This window comes from Escherichia sp. WS1450 (assembly GCF_046487395.1).
Taxonomy (GTDB): domain Bacteria; phylum Pseudomonadota; class Gammaproteobacteria; order Enterobacterales; family Enterobacteriaceae; genus Escherichia; species Escherichia coli.
In genome coordinates this window covers 1-683 of sequence record NZ_JBJQJO010000153.1, presented here as the reverse complement: position 1 = coordinate 683, position 683 = coordinate 1, and the positions used below count along the sequence as shown (strand labels likewise).

The 683-nt window shown below is 47.3% G+C and carries 2 tRNA genes and 2 rRNA genes; all 4 read right to left on the bottom strand.

Annotated features, from left to right (window positions below):
• Positions 1–136 (bottom strand): 23S ribosomal RNA (locus tag ACJHYR_RS28070); the annotation flags it as partial.
• A gap of 183 nt (positions 137–319) precedes the next feature.
• Positions 320–395 (bottom strand) — tRNA-Ala (locus tag ACJHYR_RS28065).
• Between the two features lie 42 nt (positions 396–437).
• A tRNA-Ile gene (locus ACJHYR_RS28060) sits at positions 438–514 on the bottom strand.
• A 68-nt stretch (positions 515–582) separates the two neighbouring features.
• A 16S ribosomal RNA gene (locus ACJHYR_RS28055) occupies positions 583–683 on the bottom strand; the annotation flags it as partial.

Below are 683 nucleotides of genomic sequence, written 5' to 3'. Positions count from 1 at the left end.
CACACTGGGTTTCCCCATTCGGAAATCGCCGGTTATAACGGTTCATATCACCTTACCGACGCTTATCGCAGATTAGCACGTCCTTCATCGCCTCTGACTGCCAGGGCATCCACCGTGTACGCTTAGTCGCTTAACCTCACAACCCGAAGATGTTTCTTTCGATTCATCATCGTGTTGCGAAAATTTGAGAGACTCACGAACAACTTTCGTTGTTCAGTGTTTCAATTTTCAGCTTGATCCAGATTTTTAAAGAGCAAAACTTCGCAGTGAACCTTTGCAGGTACACTCTGAAGTATTTTTTATTTAATCACTACAGAGATGGTGGAGCTATGCGGGATAGAACCGCAGACCTCCTGCGTGCAAAGCAGGCGCTCTCCCAGCTGAGCTATAGCCCCATAACATGTAGTTAAAACCTCTTCAAATTTGCCGTGCAAATTTGGTAGGCCTGAGTGGACTTGAACCACCGACCTCACCCTTATCAGGGGTGCGCTCTAACCACCTGAGCTACAAGCCTGTAGAGGTTTTACTGCTCATTTTCATCAGACAATCTGTGTGAGCACTTCAAAGTACGCTTCTTTAAGGTAAGGAGGTGATCCAACCGCAGGTTCCCCTACGGTTACCTTGTTACGACTTCACCCCAGTCATGAATCACAAAGTGGTAAGCGCCCTCCCGAAGGTTAAGC